At 45.1% G+C, this 16,852-nt stretch carries 18 protein-coding genes and 1 pseudogene; 14 read left to right on the top strand and 5 right to left on the bottom strand.

The genetic code is table 11. The features are described 5' to 3' along the window. Positions 1-2 precede the first annotated feature (2 nt). From L6H70_RS24420 to L6H70_RS24370, 11 genes and pseudogenes are all read left to right on the top strand, one after another. Entirely contained in the window at positions 3-416 is a 414-nt protein-coding gene (locus L6H70_RS24420; protein WP_236336783.1) for a pyridoxamine 5'-phosphate oxidase family protein, read from the top strand. Beyond that, complete coding sequence (locus tag L6H70_RS24415) at positions 413-1,591, top strand: LuxR C-terminal-related transcriptional regulator (RefSeq protein ID WP_236336781.1); 1,179 nt, start codon at positions 413-415, stop codon at positions 1,589-1,591. The genes L6H70_RS24420 and L6H70_RS24415 overlap by 4 nt, the downstream gene beginning before the upstream one ends. A gap of 197 nt (positions 1,592-1,788) precedes the next feature. Beyond that, the gene (locus L6H70_RS24410) at positions 1,789-2,625 is read left to right on the top strand and encodes an alpha/beta fold hydrolase (protein ID WP_236336779.1); all 837 of its coding nucleotides are present in this window, start codon (positions 1,789-1,791) and stop codon (positions 2,623-2,625) included. Between the two features lie 55 nt (positions 2,626-2,680). Next, the gene (locus L6H70_RS24405; RefSeq protein ID WP_236336858.1) at positions 2,681-3,115 is read left to right on the top strand and encodes a Dps family protein; all 435 of its coding nucleotides are present in this window, start codon (positions 2,681-2,683) and stop codon (positions 3,113-3,115) included. Between the two features lie 160 nt (positions 3,116-3,275). Further along, positions 3,276-3,845, top strand: coding sequence for a TetR/AcrR family transcriptional regulator (locus tag L6H70_RS24400; protein WP_236336857.1), 570 nt, complete (start codon positions 3,276-3,278; stop codon positions 3,843-3,845). A 126-nt stretch (positions 3,846-3,971) separates the two neighbouring features. Next, the gene (locus L6H70_RS24395) at positions 3,972-5,093 is read left to right on the top strand and encodes an ABC transporter permease (protein ID WP_236336778.1); all 1,122 of its coding nucleotides are present in this window, start codon (positions 3,972-3,974) and stop codon (positions 5,091-5,093) included. Beyond that, positions 5,093-5,788 carry an ABC transporter ATP-binding protein gene (locus L6H70_RS24390; protein ID WP_236336777.1) on the top strand — a complete coding sequence of 232 codons (696 nt, stop codon included), beginning with the start codon at positions 5,093-5,095 and terminating at the stop codon, positions 5,786-5,788. The genes L6H70_RS24395 and L6H70_RS24390 overlap by 1 nt, the downstream gene beginning before the upstream one ends. Positions 5,789-6,054: 266 nt before the next feature. After that, positions 6,055-6,927 carry a hypothetical protein gene (locus tag L6H70_RS24385; RefSeq protein WP_236336776.1) on the top strand — a complete coding sequence of 291 codons (873 nt, stop codon included), beginning with the start codon at positions 6,055-6,057 and terminating at the stop codon, positions 6,925-6,927. A gap of 87 nt (positions 6,928-7,014) precedes the next feature. After that, positions 7,015-7,575, top strand: a complete 561-nt coding sequence (locus tag L6H70_RS24380) for a VanZ family protein (RefSeq protein ID WP_236336775.1) — start codon at positions 7,015-7,017, stop codon at positions 7,573-7,575. A gap of 29 nt (positions 7,576-7,604) precedes the next feature. Continuing rightward, positions 7,605-8,288, top strand: a complete 684-nt coding sequence (locus L6H70_RS24375; protein WP_236336774.1) for a response regulator transcription factor — start codon at positions 7,605-7,607, stop codon at positions 8,286-8,288. Beyond that, positions 8,278-9,408 (top strand): annotated as a pseudogene (locus L6H70_RS24370) (sensor histidine kinase). Before L6H70_RS24375 ends, L6H70_RS24370 begins: the two are co-directional and overlap by 11 nt. A 77-nt stretch (positions 9,409-9,485) precedes the next feature. Here the strand turns inward: L6H70_RS24370 and L6H70_RS24365 are convergent. Together L6H70_RS24365 and L6H70_RS24360 are read right to left on the bottom strand one after the other, a co-directional pair. Then, complete coding sequence (locus L6H70_RS24365) at positions 9,486-9,755, bottom strand: DUF3995 domain-containing protein (protein ID WP_236336773.1); 270 nt, start codon at positions 9,753-9,755, stop codon at positions 9,486-9,488. 107 nt (positions 9,756-9,862) lie between these two features. Further along, entirely contained in the window at positions 9,863-10,036 is a 174-nt protein-coding gene (locus tag L6H70_RS24360; RefSeq protein ID WP_236336772.1) for a hypothetical protein, read from the bottom strand. Here L6H70_RS24360 and L6H70_RS24355 point away from each other — a divergent pair. Further along, positions 10,035-10,868 (top strand): DegV family protein, encoded by an 834-nt coding sequence (locus L6H70_RS24355; protein WP_236336770.1) that lies wholly within the window; start codon positions 10,035-10,037, stop codon positions 10,866-10,868. The two genes, L6H70_RS24360 and L6H70_RS24355, sit on opposite strands and share 2 nt — an antisense overlap. A 116-nt stretch (positions 10,869-10,984) precedes the next feature. On the opposite strand, the gene L6H70_RS28840 is transcribed toward L6H70_RS24355, so the two are convergent. Next, positions 10,985-12,847, bottom strand: a complete 1,863-nt coding sequence (locus L6H70_RS28840; protein ID WP_341482762.1) for an ATP-binding protein — start codon at positions 12,845-12,847, stop codon at positions 10,985-10,987. A 49-nt stretch (positions 12,848-12,896) separates the two neighbouring features. Beyond that, positions 12,897-13,610, bottom strand: a complete 714-nt coding sequence (locus L6H70_RS24345) for a response regulator transcription factor (protein ID WP_236336768.1) — start codon at positions 13,608-13,610, stop codon at positions 12,897-12,899. A gap of 206 nt (positions 13,611-13,816) precedes the next feature. On the opposite strand from L6H70_RS24345, the gene L6H70_RS24340 reads away from it, so the two are divergent. Together L6H70_RS24340 and L6H70_RS24335 are read left to right on the top strand one after the other, a co-directional pair. After that, the gene (locus L6H70_RS24340; protein WP_236336767.1) at positions 13,817-15,163 is read left to right on the top strand and encodes an ABC transporter substrate-binding protein; all 1,347 of its coding nucleotides are present in this window, start codon (positions 13,817-13,819) and stop codon (positions 15,161-15,163) included. 234 nt (positions 15,164-15,397) lie between these two features. Next, positions 15,398-16,234 carry an alpha/beta fold hydrolase gene (locus L6H70_RS24335; protein ID WP_236336765.1) on the top strand — a complete coding sequence of 279 codons (837 nt, stop codon included), beginning with the start codon at positions 15,398-15,400 and terminating at the stop codon, positions 16,232-16,234. A gap of 132 nt (positions 16,235-16,366) precedes the next feature. Here the strand turns inward: L6H70_RS24335 and L6H70_RS24330 are convergent, their stop codons facing one another. After that, entirely contained in the window at positions 16,367-16,852 is a 486-nt protein-coding gene (locus L6H70_RS24330) for a peptidoglycan recognition protein family protein (RefSeq protein ID WP_236336763.1), read from the bottom strand.

The following is a 16,852-nucleotide window of genomic DNA, read 5'->3' as shown; positions in this document are numbered from 1 at the left end:
TTATGCTGACAGGAGCAGTCCGTACCGCGATGGAAGGTGTATTTCCGGTGAATATTGTCACTTGCAGCTGTGAGGGCATACCCAATAGTACCTTGTTATCACAGGTATGGTATGTGGATGAGAGGCATATCGCGTTGAGCGACCAATATCTTAACAAAACGCGAGTTAATTTAATGGGTAACCCTAACGCTCTCCTGCGTATATACGGTGAAGATCTTCGCACCTTCGATTTACGAATCGAGTATCTTCGTACCGAAACGAGCGGCGAGGTGTTTAAACAGATGGCATTAAAGCTTGAAGCGATTGCGTCTTATATGGGAATGCTAGATAGGTTTGTGCTGCGGGGCGCAGACATATATAAGGTTCTTGAGGTAAGAGAGCGTACGCATTATTGGAAGAGGGAGGAAGAAGAATGACAGACCGACTCCCCGAGACAAACGAGGCCGATTTGATCAGCAGGAAACTGCGTGCTGTACGCGTCATTCAAGATCTTTACCTGTCTACGGAATCCTTTTGGCAATTGCCCGATATTCTCCAATTCATATTGCGTTCGTTGGATGATGCATTCTCTTTTAAGCATAGTACGATACTTCTAGTTAATGAAGCTGGTGATACGTTGCACTTTCAGTCCGCATGGGGTTATCCGGAGGGTTATTACGTTAATCCGGTTAAGATCGGACATGGATTTATCGGCGTATCGGCTCGTTCGGGTGAAGTGCTGCGTATAGGCAACTTGCGAAGAGACATGCTGTATATGAATGCCATCAGGACCGAAAGCGTACCTCAGCCGGACCCTCAGGCCGGTATGATTAGGCAGGAAACACGTCTAGGGCGGACACTTCCCGATAGTCTAATGGTTGTACCCTGTATTGCCCGTACGGATGTTATTGGCGTTATCTTCGTCGAGAGCCAGCGGGCCATGGCATTCGATGAAATCGATCAGGAGCTCTTGTTGATGGTCGCCAGTCAGACGGCTCGTTTGATCGAGGAGGTCCGCCTCGCCGAATGGCAACACCGCCGCAAAGAGGGGCTTTTGCAGGCTAAAGCCCATCTCCAACAATTTCATGCCTTTCTGGATATGATCGCCGTTTCAACACAATCATCGGTCAATTATGCATCTGCTATGCATAAGCAGCTTCAGGGATTCACCCATATCCGACAAGACCCTGTGCTGTCGCGCACGTATTTCGAGGAGGCGGCTGAGCTGTTCCAAACGATCGGCATGATGCTCGAGATGGCGAGGAACAGACTAAGCGCTGCGCTACTTACGCCACCAAGCAAGGAAGCGGAAGAACTGTTGGTAGGGTGTTTGGCTGCATTTGAAGCTTGCAACGCTTTCGAATATGCCGAGGTTACCCGCTCTCTAATTATGCGCTTGCAGAATACTCAGAGCGACCTCCTGAGGTTAACTAAACGTGAGCGGGATATTGCCAGATTAGTCGCTCAAGGATTGACCAATGCGGAGATTGCTCTTCAGTTCCACATTAGCGTAAGAACGGTTACCACACATTTGGACCGGATTTATAGCAAGCTGGCAGTAGGGTCACGTACAGCGTTGGTCTATGCCATGACAGAAAGGTCAACTTCGTAAAAAATACGTAATTTTGCGGATGCTGAATCGGAGGATGAACAGTACACTGAACATATCCTTGGAGAACGAACTTCAGGATTATTGGTACGCAGTCAATTGAAAACTCGTATGCCTCATGGTTTTATTTCCATTGTTAGCACCTAGGTGAATTCACATGCCTTATTCAAATCTTAATTAAGAAAACGGAGGAATTAACAATGGTTAAAGTTACGGTTGGAGAAGAGAATAGTATTCCGGTTGAGCTTCACTACGAGGACTTTGGTTCGGGTAAACCCATTGTGTTGATCCACGGTTGGCCGCTTAGCGGAAGGTCATGGGAGAAGCAAGTTCCTGCATTGGTGGAAGCAGGCTACCGCGTAATTACGTATGACCGTCGTGGGTTCGGACAGTCTTCCCAGCCATGGAACGGCTACGAGTATGATACGTTGGCAGCGGATCTGCATCAACTGATCCTGCATCTGGACCTTCAGGACGTGACGCTGGTCGGCTTCTCGATGGGCGGTGGAGAGGTTGCACGGTATATCGGCACGTATGGAACTGAGCGGGTGTCGAAGGCGGTGCTGGCAGGAGCAATTCCGCCGTATCTGTACAAATCGGAAGATAACCCGGATGGTGGATTCGACGACGAGACAATCAAAGGGTTCCAAGATGGCGTGAAAGAGGATCGATTGGCGTTCCTGGACAATTTCGTAACCGGGTTCTTCACTTCAGGGGATAGAACTGACTTGGTCAGCGAAGCGTTCCGTAGTTATAATCTCGACATCGCGTCCGTGGCATCACCGAAAGGAACGCTTGATTGCATCTCGGCATTCAGCTATACAGATTTCCGTGGCGACCTGGAGAAGTTTAATGTACCGACACTTGTTATCCACGGCGATTCGGATGCAATCGTACCGGTTGAAATCAGCGGGCAGAAAGCGCATGAGCGGATCGCCGGCAGCAAGCTCGTAGTGGTCAAAGGCGGCCCGCACGGCTTCAATGCCACGCATGCCGAGGAATTCAACGAAGCCTTGCTACAGTTTTTGGAAGGCTAAGCTGTTCGGATCCGCACCGTTCAGCATCATTGAATCGCGCTAGGAGGGCAAGTCTATAAATATCACAGATGTTCTGAATAAACAAATCGCCAACTGGAATATTTTATACGTAAAATTGCATAATTACCATTGGTATGTCACAGGTGAGCAGTTCTTCACTTTACATACCAAATTCGAGGAACTATACAACGAAGCAGCCGCCCACATTGATGTATTGGCCGAACGGTTGCTTGCTATGGGAGGACAGCCGGTTGCAACGATAACAGGTTGCCTTGAACTTGCCTCTATTCATGATGCTAAAGGAAATCAGTCGGCTAAGGAAATGGTACAGTCTGTTTCCGATGACTTTGTTCAGGTTATCTCCGAACTGAGACAGGGAATGGAACTAGCAGAGTCCGTCCGCGATGAGATAACAGGAGATATGCTCCTGGCGATTCATACCAGCCTGGAAACACATGTCTGGATGCTGAATGCCTACTTAGGCAAGTAAATACGTTCCCTTCCGATACCACTTCAATTGGGTCGGAGGGGATTTTTTTTATTCGGACTAAAAAGGTTGTGTTAGACTCATTACGGTGAACCGTATCACTTTTATGGCGGATTTTTGTTACAATGAAGACTATGGTTAACAATTAGGGACGGTGATCAAGATGGGAAGAAAGCAGGCTTTTACCAAATCGGAGTTGCTTGACAAAACCAAGCAGTTGCTCCTGAAACACGGATATGAGGGGTTTCAGCTTAAATTATTATCGGGAAATCTGGTTGGTGCCAGAAGTACCATTTACCAGTATTATGCCAATAAAGACGAGATTGTTGCTGCATGTATGAAGCGCGTAATGGAAAATGTACTACGAAAAGCGTCAGCTATTGATCAGACAGACTGCATGATTGCCCTGCAGAATCTGCTTACGGTGTATCTGGAAGAGGCTGATTTCCACCAATTGCTTGGTGATGCTCATAAAATAAATACAGCCAATTCTGTGGCTGCGGCCAATGATCTTGAATTTATTGAGCAGGCGCATATAACTTTGAAAAATCAACTTGAGCTATTGTTTGTACGTGCACAGGAAGAGGGAAACTTAAATACAAGCATTCCACTTCCTGTCATCATAGGTGTTTATTTTAACCTTATTGATACTCCTAATATGATGAACTTACCTACACCAGAGTGGAGTAAGTTATTGTACCAAATGTGGCTGGGAGGAGCGGGAAGGGACTAAGGTCCATCTATTTTATTTGACACAAGTGTCAAAAATGGTGCATACTAAGTCATGAAGTCAAGGTGAGACCGCAAATATTCAATTTGACACTAGTGTCAATTATAAAGAGGAGGAGAAGAATAAACTATGTTCTTAGCATTGAAGGAATTGAAACACAACAAAAAAAGGTTTTTGATGATTGCGATTATTTTTGTGCTTATTTCTTGGCTGGTATTTATATTATCCGGGCTGGGGAATGGATTATCTACACTAGCGGCTTCGGCATTTAAGAATATGAAGGCTGATTATGTAGTTTTTGAACAAGGATCAAAAGCTTCAATGAGTAAATCGTTATTATCCAATGAACTGACACAACAATTAACAGAGATGCAAGGTGTAACGGCCGTTTCACCAATGGGGACCATCATGGCCTCGGCAATCAAAGGAAATAGCTTAAAGAGCGAAGATAAGTTAGATATAGCTATTATTGGGATAGAGCCGGGGAGTTTTTTAGAACCGTCAGTAATTGAAGGCTCGGGACTGACACCCGATAATTTGAATCAGGTTATCGTCAATAAAACCATGAAAGACGAGGGTTATAAACTGGGGGATACTTTCCAGCTGGATGGCTCAATGGAATCATTGACGATCGCCGGTTTTGTTGAAGATCAGACATATAACCATGTAGCAGCTGTTTTCACACCCATTGCAGAGTGGCGGAAGCTAGCGTTTGCGGCACCAGGATCGGATAAAGGGGTTATAGAGCCCGTAAATGCGATCATGCTTCAAGGCCATAATATTGATTCGGGTGCCATTAATGAAAAGCTGGCGGGTACCGATACCGTTACTCGCGCAGAAGCAGTACAGGGAATGCCAGGCTACAAGGAAGAGAATGGTACCATTCTGATGATGCTTGCGTTCTTGCTTGTGATATCAGCCTTCGTACTTGGCGTGTTCTTCTATGTATTTACGATGCAGAAGACCAGCCAGTTCGGGATTATGAAAGCAATCGGAGCCAGAAATGGGTTCTTGGGTAAAGCGGTCGTCTCACAGGTGTTTGTTTTGTCACTCTCCAGCATTATAGTTGGCATCATCCTAACTTATGGGACCGCGGCAATCATGCCCAAAGGTATGCCCTTTATGCTGGATACCAAGCTGGTAATCACATATTCCATCGTACTGCTGGTGATTTCACTACTCAGTTCGTTGGTATCGGTCCGCACAATTTCGAAAATCGATCCGCTTAAAGCGCTTGGGAGGGTTGAATAATGTCTAAGGGATTGCAAATCACGGGGGCTTCAAAGTATTACAATGAAGGTTCAAACCGTGTCTCTGCATTAGATAAGGTGTCCATTACAGTGGAACCAGGTGAGTTCATCGCAGTTGTCGGGCCGTCCGGTTCGGGCAAAAGCACCTTCTTATCCATTGCGGGCGCATTGCTACAAGCCTCTGAGGGAGAAGTTAAGCTGAACGGGCAGGACATATCGAAGCTGTCAGGCAACCAGTTATCCAATATCCGCTTGCATGAGATTGGTTTCATTATGCAGGCTTCAAATTTGGTTCCGTACCTGAACGTTCTTGATCAGCTGCTTATCGTAAAGCGGATGTCGGGAAAAGTTAGCACAGCGGATAAATCCTTCGCCGTGAAGTTGCTGGAAGAACTGGGTCTGGGCACAAAGTTGAAGAACTATCCGGAGGAACTGTCTGGGGGCGAGAAACAGCGTACCGCCATTGCCCGGGCATTAATTAACGATCCCAATGTCATATTGGCGGATGAACCTACAGCAAGTCTTGATACTAAGCGCGCCCATGAAGTTGTCTCCTTGATTGCCCATGAGGTGAGAACACGACATAAAGCGGCTATTATGGTAACCCATGATGAACGGCTTCTTGCCTACTGCGATAAGGTATACCGGATGGAGGACGGCAAATTATCTTTAGCTAAAGTGGAGTCCATCCATTAGGCATTACGGGCTGTGAGAATGTCTCTTCAGTCGCATAACATCGCAAATATAAACAGCACCATGCTCTTCATAAATGAAGGGTATGGTGCTTTTTTGTATAGAGTCTAGCCTCATCAACCGCAATCAGATGCAGCTGACTCTGTTTAATCAGATCCCTAAAAATTTAGTAAATCTTTAAATGTTCTTTAAAAGAACTTAGAAACTGCTGATTATACTAAGTACATTCACCAAGAACACCACAAAATAAATAATTGGAGGAATGTACAATGAACAACAATCAGAATGGGAATAAAACAACGAAGAAGGAAAGAAAAAAATGGGTAGTAGGTACAGCGGTTGTGGCAACCATCTCATTAATGGCGATGGGGACCTCAGCGCTAGCTTCATCAGATAGGGATGTTTTCAAAGGATTTTTCAAGGGGAATACCGAAATTTCGGCGGGATCTGCGACTTTAATTAATCAGTCTAGTGTAATGGCAGGGATTAAAACAACGGTAGAAGAAAGCATTATTGGAGGAAACAGTGCGATCATTATCGTTTCTTTTGAGCACGAAGACGGCGCGGTTTTCCCACAGGATGCAGCCATTGCCACACTTGAACTAGACTGGGCAAAGGATGCCAGTTACATGGTGGAGCAACGAGTGACAGAGGATGGTAAAAAGATCATCGCCATGTTTGATGTCGATACACCAAGTAGTCTGAAAGGAAAGAAAGTTACGATTAAGGCGGATGCCGTTGTGAATAGCATTACAGGAGCTGTTATTGCTAAGGGTCCATTCCATACTACATTTACAGCACAAGAGAGCAGTACAGCGTACAATATCGGAATAGATCAGACCCTCTCACATCAACAAGAAAAGCTGTCTCTTCAAACGATTAATTTTTCTACCATTGGGATTGGCATTGAAGGTGAACGTTTAGATGGGCACAGTGATCAATTACCGGAATATAACCCTAAAATTAGCATATCGACATCAGACGGCAAGGAAACTGAACTTTATTTAGGCTCAACAAGTACATCAGACCGAGGATTTGAATGGCACTATAATTTAGACAAAGAGGGCAAAAGGATCTTCTTAGATACAGCGGTGATTACAAGTATATCGATCGATGGACATATCATTCCGGTTACGAAATAAACATGTTGATTGGCTGAACGGGACTGTTCAACAGTCCCATTTTTCTTGTCAGGATGAAGCTAACATCTCAAATTAGGAGGAAGTAGCATGGAACAATCTATTATGTTTACGATCCAATCCACTTATATTCTCGCACCCTTATTCTTATTAGTTCTTCTGTTCCTGGTTGCAGATGCTCTGTGGAAAAAAAAGAAACGTAATGTAGGCCAATATTTTATAATAATAACGTTTAGTATTTACTTATTGTGTGTCATCCAGCTAGTGTTCTTCCCCATCGAAGTGAATATTGGCAAATATGCTAATCTAACTCCTTGGTACAAAACGATTAATTTCATTCCTATATTAACGATCGACATAAAAACATTTATATTAAACATCATAATGTTAATGCCTTTAGGTGTGTATCTGCCATTACTCCATAAAAAGTTTGAATCATTAAAAAACGTAGCCTATTCCGGTTTCTTTCTAAGTTTATCTATTGAGGTACTTCAGATGATGATCAGAATTATCTGTGGCAACGGCAGAAGCACGGATATCAATGATCTTATTGCCAATACCGTTGGAGCAATCCTGGGGTATATAGTAATAAACGGACTATTAAAGCGAAGCATTGGGAATCATATATGGAATAAGTTAAGATTAGGGTGACATCGAGCTCGGGTTTGAGGGGAGAAACTATGAGTACAGAGATACTTATTGTAGATGATGATAAAGAGATTGCCGAGTTAATTGGAGTGTATCTGCGCAATGAAAGCTATCAAATCCATACAGTGCAGGATGGACTTGAAGCTCTTCAATTTATGGAGCGTCACTCTGTTGACCTCGTGATATTAGATGTTATGATGCCCCAAATGAATGGACTGGATGTCTGCAGAGAAATTCGAAAAGAGCATGAAATTCCAGTCCTGATGTTAAGTGCAAAAACGGAAGATATGGATAAAATTATTGGTCTAATGACTGGTGCTGATGATTATATGATCAAGCCCTTTAATCCATTGGAATTAACAGCGAGAGTGAAGGCATTATTACGCAGAGCAAATTATCAACCCACGGTTAAAGATCCGGATAGTATCTATATTCACTCCCTAAAAATTGATAAACAAAGCCACACGGTTCATGCTCAGGGGCAAGAAATCAGGTTGACAGCGATTGAATTTGATATTTTATATTTGCTGGCCAAAAACCGCGGAAGAGTGTTCGGATCAGAGGAGATTTTTGAAAAGGTGTGGAATGAAATCGGTACTGGATCTAATAAGACTGTTATGGTTCATATTAGTAACCTAAGAGATAAAATTTCTGCAGCAACAGGAGAAGCGGTTATTCAAACGGTTTGGGGAGTTGGCTATAAAATTGAAAAATAATACGTTGTTTATTATTAAAACCATTCCGGTCTGGAAAGCAATTCTCTATGTTCTGCTATCACTAGTAGCATCGGCGGTAACGGCAGCTATTCTATTATCTTCAATATATTATTTTCAGAAACAGTTTGGTTTGGTAGCCTCCATAGTGAATCTCCTTTCTTCTCTCTGGGCAATAAGTATACTTAGTCCTTTGTTTTTTGGTTTGATTTTCTTTTCCTACCTGTTCTTGTTCTATCAAGCTGAAAAAAAACGCTACGTTTTAATTGAATTTAATCATATGATACGTGAAGTTGAGCTTATTGCTAACGGTAATTTTAATCATAAAGTAGAAGAGAGAGCAGAGGCCGGTTTAAATCAGCTTGCTATTCATATTAATAATGTAGTAATACAAGCCCGGAAGGCCATTGAGGAAGAGCGGAGATCAGAGCAGATAAAAAATGATCTGGTGACCAATGTGGCCCATGACCTTAGATCACCGCTAACCTCTATCGTCGGATACTTGAAGCTTATCAATGAAGATGAATACAGGGATGAAGTAGAGCTTCGGGCTTATATACAGATTGTGAATGCAAAGGCCGAACGATTACATCATTTAATTAATGATTTGTTTGAATAAACCTATGTCCAAAACAAAGAAACCCTGGTAAACGACCATTCCATAAATATTGAAGAAATGATCAATCAATTAGTGGTACAGCATAGGATTCAAATTCAAGCAGCAAACATGCAAATGAGGACATTCATAAAGAGTGATGATCCTGTCATTGTAGGAGATGGCAATAAAATAGCCAGGGTATTTGAAAACCTTATTCAAAATGCGATGAGATACGGAAAAGAAGGGAAATATATTGATCTTACCGTAAGAGACTCGCAACAAACCGTTGAAGTTGAAGTGAAGAATTATGGAAAATCAATACCAAGTGTGGATCTCCCCTATATTTTTGAGAGATTTTATAGAGTAGAAAAGTCACGTTCAGAATATACGGGCGGATCAGGCTTGGGACTTGCTATTGCTAAAAGTATCGTCACCTTGCATGGCGGGGAAATTGAGGCGAAAAGTGCGATGGGGACAACCTCTTTTGTCGTAACCTTATTGAAAAAGCCAGAAGCGAACTCTTAAGAGATTGCTTCTGGCTTTTCCTTTTTTTGGCGAAGCTTTGGTCCGGAAGCCCCTTCCACGACAGAGCCGCAGTCCCGTCACTGGTTTGTTATAACAATAATCAGGCAGCTCCCTATGAAGAGACAGAGCGGGGAGTAGAGGAACGTATCCCGCTTGGCGAATACAGTTCCTTGTTGTTTCTTAAAGAAGCCAACCCAGCGGAAATCTCCGACGGCCCGTAGTATAAATATGCTGGCTAAGGCCCAGCCCCCATAAATAAAAGACCAATCCGGAAACAGCACCCGCTGTGCGACTTCTCCAAGTTCTAACACGAACCATCCTGCTATAGCCAATGCGGCCGCCAGCATCCTTTTTTTTAGCCCTTACATAACATATAGAGTGTATTTTTTAATAGGTATATCTATCATGTATATTGTGAATTTATGTCGAATTAAGTAGAAAAAAAGTGCTGGGATTATTCCGAAATCGCTATACGGGTGCTTGGCTTCCTGTATAATTTACGAATATGCAGATAGTTAAAGCTGCCGATTCCTGATGTAGCCAATCCCCCACGAAAGAGAGTTGTGATCTTGAAATCCATCGCCTGGGTAACCGACAGCACCAGCACAATTGATTCTGAATTTGCCATGAATAATCATGTTTATATTGTTCCTCTCCGCCTAATTATCAATAATGAATGTTATAAAGAAAATATCGAAATCACTGCCGATCAGTTCTATGATAAAATGCGCGAGAATGACAAGGTCGGCAGCTCCCAGCCGCCAATCGGTGAGTTCGTGGAATTATACGAGCGCCTGAAGGAAGAGTATGACGAAGTTATTGCGATCCATTGTTCCTCTGAGCTTAGCGGGACCTTCCATACCTCGATGCAGGCTGCGGACATCGCTGGCGTTACTGTAATTGGCATTGATTCCAAGGTAGGCGCTTATCCGATCCGTGAGATGATTATGCGCGGCGTTCACTGGCAGCAGGCAGGTTGCTCTGCGCTGGAGATCAAAAGCAGAATCGAAAATATCATTGAAGAGATGTCTTTCTATCTGATCCCTGCCAGTCTGAGCCAGCTGCACCGCAGCGGGCGGCTTTCGGGCTCCCAGCTTCTGTTGGGCCAGCTGATGCGGATTCACCTGCTGCTGAAATTCGATAAGGGCAAAGTTGTCGTCGTGGACAAAATCCGCACCTTCAAGAAGACGAAGCAAAAGCTGCTGGAGACACTCGGCCAGGATATCCGGCTGATTCAGGATATTTGTATTATGCATGCCAACAATATGGAAGAGGCGCTGAGCCTGGAGTCGGCGATCAAGGAAATGTCGCCTTCTGTGCGTACAGAAATTATGACCTTTGTTCCGGTCGTAGGCGTTCATATGGGGGAGGGCACGCTCGCGCTTTCGTGGATTAACAATACAGCTGTTAACCAACTTAATGTTCAGGATAAAGTTCTGGAGCCTGTGCTTCAGTATTGAGCTCCGCCCGCCGAAATAGCTTACACACAAGAAAACCAGCAGGTCCCGGAGCGGGTCTGCTGGTTTTTTTGTTATGAATAGGTGTCCGGACTTAGTTTCAATGCCCTGCATGAATTCTACAGGGGCTCACTTTGGCCGTTTGCTTTTCGTTTATAATTAATCTCCACAGGAATTTGGAAGCTCCAATCTCCGGCCAGAATACGCTGCTGTGCCGGGTCATCGAACACGACTAACTCTTTTACATTGACTTTCAACATGAACTTGTCTGGCGGCGGGGTCCCCTTAAAAGAATAATTGAGGGTGCCACTTTTGGCTAACGTTACACCTGAATCTGTGAAGATGCCGGGAACTGCTTGTATTGTTGAAGAGTCCAGTTGAAAAGTCGGCTTCACCGATTGTTTCACCCATTGCGACTCCGATGTTATGTTAGAATGCCTCATGGAGTATTGGATAATTAGGTTCTGGCCGTCGAATAAGTATTGATGAAGCAGAAGTGTATAGCCTTTGTCTGTTTTGCCGGTTATTAAAACCATCTCGTTACTATCGCTTGTTGGCATCAGCCCTGGATCGCTATTTCCTTCCAGATTTACCAGTAGCGTAGAGGTGAATGAATTCTTAACGCTGAAGAATACCACCGCACTGACGAGCAGCACGATCATCGATAACGCGGCTACGCTGGATTGGAATAAGCGTGGAGGCTGAGAAGATATTCTTTGTTTGGTTACCTGGCCTTGGTCAGGGAGCGCAGCCGGTAACCGCCCGGTTTCATTATGAACTTCTTCCGTAACAGCGGCAGGCGCCTGATGGGGGCCGGAAACCGGAAACCGTGTCTCAAACGAGGTTGCCTTCTTGCTGCTGCGCGCAGTGATGCACCCTCCGTGTACCTCGACAATGCTTTTCGTGATGGCCAGACCGAGGCCTGTGCCCCCGGTCTGCTTCGACCTGGATCTCTCCACCCGGTAAAAGCGGTCGAAAAGATAGGGCAAATCCCGTTCCGGAATGGGGTCTCCATAATTGTGGATCCGCACGATCAGCACATCTCCATCCTGCCCCATATCGATATCAATATATTTGCCCGCCTGTCCGTACTGGATGGCATTGGCGATTATATTCTCGTACGCCCGTACCAGCAATCCTCCGTCGGCTTGGATCTTGAATTCTCCTTCTTGCAGATTCAGTCTGATTTCCATGCCTGCATTCTCTGCAGACGGCACGAATTCCTCCGCAAGCTGACGGATTAACCCGGCGATATCGAGCTCGCTTAGTTCCAGAGGCATACCGTTGTTGATTCGCGTATATTCGAACAGTTCGTCGATCAATCGCCGAAGCGCCAAGGATTTCTCATATGCAATGTTGACGTAATAACGCATCTCCACTTCATCCTGATACCGGTCCTCCTCAATAACTTCGAGAAAGCCGAGGATCGAGGTCAGTGGAGTGCGCAGGTCATGCGATACACCGGTAATTAAATCGTTTTTGGTCTTTTCTGCCTTGCGTTCCTCAGCAATCGAATGCTTCAGCTGCATACTCATCTGGTTAATGCTGAGCGCGATCTCGCCTAATTTATTACCGGCAATTTCCGGAATTTGATGGTCGAACTGCCCGCTCGCAATCTCCTCCAGACCGCTCGTGATTTCCGCCAGATAATGATCCCATTCGCTGCTGAGCTGATTCATACTCTCTGCGACAACGCTTAATTCATCCTTGCCCCTGACCGTTACCACACGCCCGAACCGGCCTGCCGATATTTCCTGCAACCCTGCGTTGATTTCGCGCAAATCCTCAACCAAACGGAGGCTGGCTAGGAAGAAAGTGATGGGAAAGAGAATGAGGCCGGCTATGATCATCACGCGGACGGATCCGGCATGCTCAATACTCCAATTAATCGGGGCAGCCGTGTATTTGATTTTTTGCAGCGATTCTGCCAAGAAATATCCGAAAAAAATAGCTGCGGCTGTTAAGGCCAAGCTTCCAACCATGATTAGCATTAATCTCCAGCGAATCGTATACATCCACTTTAGTTGGATCCTACTCACCCCTTGCCTTTAGATCGCTCTCGATTTTGTATCCAATCCCCCACACGGTTTTGATGATCCGCGGTTCGCGCGGATTAGGTTCTATCTTCTCACGGAGCTTTCGGATATGAACCATGACGCTATTCTTCGACTCCATAAAGGGCTCGTTCCAGACCTCTTCGTAGATGCGGTCCATGCTCAGCACCATTCCTCTGTTGACTGCCAGCATATGAAGGAGCGCGAATTCACGGGGAGTCAACTTGATTTCCTCTTGATCGACCGTTACCGAATGGGAAGCAAGATTAATAACAACGTTATCGATATGTATTTCGTTCGCGTTAGCCGAAACAGAGTTGAACTGATTCATCCTCCGAAGCTGCGACTTGATACGTGCAATCAGCTCAAGTGGGTTGAATGGTTTGGTTACGTAGTCGTCGGCACCTATACTGAGGCCTGATATTTTATCAATATCTTGGCCTTTAGCCGAGAGCATGATGATGGGAATAGAATTCGTTTCTCGTATTTTCATACAAGCCTGCAATCCGTCCATCTTAGGCATCATTAGATCAAGTACAATTAAATCGACTGGGTGGGACCGCAGAATTTCCAGCGCCTCCAGGCCATTCGACGCTTGCAGGAGCTTGTAGCCTTCGTTATTGAAATAGATACTCATCAATTGGATAATTTCCGCTTCGTCATCCACCATCAAAATCGTGCTTCCCGCCATAGGTCCTCCCTTGATTCCTGTATCTCTCTTAAAATGAAAGAGCAGCACGATAATTATAGACGATATTTCATGAGCAATGAATAATATCAGCATGATTTAAGGAAATGATAAGAAGTTCGGTAGCCAGCTGATAAGCTTTCTCTCTTATGCTTAGTTCAACCCAAGCGAATAATCGTTTGAACAACAAATGAGTGGAGGTTTTCTTATTGAAGCACAATTTATTACGGAAAGTCATGCATGTTAGTCTCAGTGTCTTGTTAATCGGTGTTTCGGCAGGTCTCAGCACAGGTAAGCAAGCTTCTGCCAATTCGGATAACCAGGCAGATACGGCACGTACTTTAAAAGTATTGTACTGGAACGCAGGCGAATTCCAAAGGGTATATGGGGATTTGTTTAGTAAAAAGTACCCGAATACAACCATCGAAGTAGTTGCACCTACAGGTATGAGTGCGATTACGGATTACAGCACAGCTATCCAAAAGTATTCACCAGATCTTGTTATGCTGCCCCCGTACCATTACAAGCAAATGTCTAAAGATAAAAAGCTGGTAGATTTAGAGCCGTTAATTCAGCGGGATCAGTATGACACGACATCGTTATACCCGGGCTTGCTTACTGAATTGAAGAAACAAGGCGGTGGCAACCTTTATGGGTTAAGCCCAGATGCAGGCTCGTACGCTCTTCTGTATAACGCTGATTTATTTAAAAAGTACAAGGTCAAAGCACCAAGTGACGGAATGACGTGGGAGGAGATTTTGAATCTTGCTAAGAAATTCCCTGCTAAAGGAGATAAGAAGACCCGAATATGGGGCTTAAGTTCCTTTGGATCCAGCAATCTGGTCATGGATATCGCTAGAACAGAAGGGTTAACGTACATTGATCCAACTACTCTAAAGGCTACTGCGAATACAACGGCATGGAAAAACGCCTACCGTCTGTCGGTCGAGGCAACGAAGTCCGGGGTGCTTGATGAAAAGATCAGCCTGCCTGGTAAAAGCTATCTGGAGAGCAGTTCGTTCATTATGGGACGATCAGCGATGATTGTAGCCTCTATTAGTCAGTTGAAGTCCTTACAAGCAGCAAAAAGTGGTGGTGTGAAGAATTATAAACCGTTCACGCTCGGAATTGCTGCCGGCCCAGCGGATCCTAAGGACCGGAAGTCAACAGGAAATGTTTATATTACCGAGATATTTGCGATACCTGCAGGTGCAGCCCATGTTGATGCCGCCTGGGATTTCATCAAATATTTCAATGGAGATGACTACGCTAACCAGTACTATAAACCCACAAGCTCTAATAATAATATCGGTGCGCCTCTATCCCGCATGATTAAGGAGTACTCTGGTTACAAATTGGATGCATTCTATAAATTAAAGCCTAATTTGGATTCATCTATAACAAGTTATGTTCTGATGAACAAGTCACCAAATTTCGAGTTGGATTTCCGGTCCATTCTAAGTAAAGAGCTGACACAGGTAGTAAACGGGAAGAAAACACTAGACAAGGCAACTGCTGCTATTCAGCTAAGTACTCAAGCTGTTGCTGATAAATGACAAAGCCCAGAGAAATAGAACTTTAGTCATAGGAGTAATAAAGATTATAGTTATTCCATAGAAATTCGACAAAATAAACCATTTCATTTGGGCGTTGACAGCTAGACTATTAATTGGTATATTCCGGACGTTAAGAATTTTAGATAAATTTAGCAGTAAAAGAGGAGATTAAAGGATAGGTTGATCACGCTGGAGGCCCATGGGTGCCAAAACAAAAAACGGAGGGATGTATCAATGGCAAACGTTACAGTTGGACAGGAGAATGGAATTGCAATCGAGCTTCATTATGAGGATGTCGGGACCGGTAAGCCGGTTGTACTGATCCATGGCTGGCCGCTCAGCGGAAGATCCTGGGAGAAGCAAGTACCTGCACTAGTGGAAGCCGGTTATCGGGTGATCACGTATGATCGCCGCGGATTCGGCCAGTCCTCCCAGCCGTGGAACGGATACGAGTATGATACATTCGCGGCGGATTTGCACACATTGATTGAACACCTGGATCTCCAGGATGTGACCCTCGTGGGGTTCTCCATGGGCGGAGGCGAAGTGGCGCGTTACATCGGTACTTATGGAACGGAGCGGGTATCAAAAGCAGTGCTGGCCGGTGCGATCCCGCCATATCTGTACAAATCATCGGATAACCCGGACGGCGGATTTGACGATGCGACTATTCAAGGATTTCAAGACGGGGTGAAGGCGGATCGTCTAGCATTCCTGGATGATTTCACAACCAATTTCTTCGCCTCTGGGGACAGAACGGACTTGGTAAATGAACCGTTCCGCCTATACAATCGTGATATTGCAGCTTTCGCGTCGCCGAAAGGCACGCTTGATTGCATCGCGGCATTCAGCTATACCGATTTCCGTGGGGACCTTGAGAAATTTAATGTGCCAACGCTTATTCTCCACGGTGACTCTGATGCGATTGTTCCTGTCGAGATCAGTGGCCAAAAAGCACATGAGCGGATCGCAGGCAGTCAATTAGTCGTGATTGAGGGCGGCCCTCACGGATTCAATGCTACCCACCCTAAGGAATTCAACCAAGCATTGCTGGAATTCTTGAAAGGTTAATTAGGAGTAGGCGGGTTCCGGGGCCTGTGCTTCAGGATTGAGCCCCGCTCGCCGAAATTGCTTGCACATAAGAAAACCAGCAGTCCCGGAGCGGGTCTGCTGGTTTCCTTGTGCTTCGACTTTCCAGGCTGGTTAGATTCGGGAGAACAGCTCCATCCGTATCCAGTTCATGTCTACATGGGATCCCGGACAGCTTTTCGTTACGCCAGCTACCTCCCGGTGTCCGATCACGTCCTCCGGAGACAACTTGTACTGATCCATTAGATAGCGGCACAGTTTCAATAACGAATCCATTTGGCGCTTGGACGGCTGATGCAGATCCATATTACCGGACATGCAAATTCCAATGGATGTTTCATTGCGTCCCAGAGTATGAGCACCCACATGATAGCCGCGTCCCGATACAATCTTTCCGTCTGCCACACCCGGTGCCTCTATGAAAAAGTTATATCCAATTCCGCTCCAGTTCATCGTGTCCCGGTGGTAGGCATGGGTCCGGTGAATATCCCAGCCCTCTTCCTCCGTATGGTGGATAATGATGCTGTCTACATCCTGCAAGGGCTGAAGCGGCTCGCTGAAGTGAAGCTTCGCTTCCGTAATCCAATCTTCTGTGCTCAT

The sequence above is a fragment of the Paenibacillus auburnensis genome, from assembly GCF_927798115.1.
GTDB lineage: Bacteria > Bacillota > Bacilli > Paenibacillales > Paenibacillaceae > Paenibacillus_AQ > Paenibacillus_AQ auburnensis.
This window is presented reverse-complemented; position numbering and strand designations above follow the sequence as displayed.